The organism is Pseudoxanthomonas mexicana (genome assembly GCF_001556105.1).
GTDB lineage: Bacteria > Pseudomonadota > Gammaproteobacteria > Xanthomonadales > Xanthomonadaceae > Pseudoxanthomonas_A > Pseudoxanthomonas_A mexicana_A.
The window spans coordinates 1-366 of sequence record NZ_LSIF01000032.1 but is presented as its reverse complement, the minus strand read 5'-3'; the positions used below and the strand labels follow the sequence as shown (position 1 = coordinate 366).

Here is a 366-nt window from a genome sequence, read left to right as displayed (position 1 = left end):
CCGAGGTTTCGATCAGGCCCTTGATCTCTTTCGCGGCGTTCGCGCTGCGCTGGGCGAGGGTACGCACTTCCGAGGCGACCACGGCGAAACCACGGCCCTGTTCGCCGGCACGGGCGGCTTCCACCGCGGCATTGAGCGCCAGGATGTTGGTCTGGAAGGCGATGCCGTCGATGACCGAGATGATGTCGGCGATCTTCTTCGACGACTGCTCGATGTCGCGCATCGTGGTGACGACCTTGCCGACCACCTCGCCACCCTGCGATGCGACGCCGGCGGCACCGATCGACAACTGGTTGGCCTGGCGGGCGGATTCGGCGTTCTGGCGCACGGTGGAGGTCAGTTCCTCCATCGAGGCGGCGGTTTCTT

Annotated in this window: 1 protein-coding gene; it reads right to left on the bottom strand. The window is 65.8% G+C overall.

Going from position 1 to position 366, the window contains the following annotated elements; translation table 11 throughout:
• Window positions 1-366 (bottom strand): methyl-accepting chemotaxis protein (locus AX730_RS05510; RefSeq protein WP_232310184.1); only part of this gene is annotated, 366 nt, incomplete at both ends.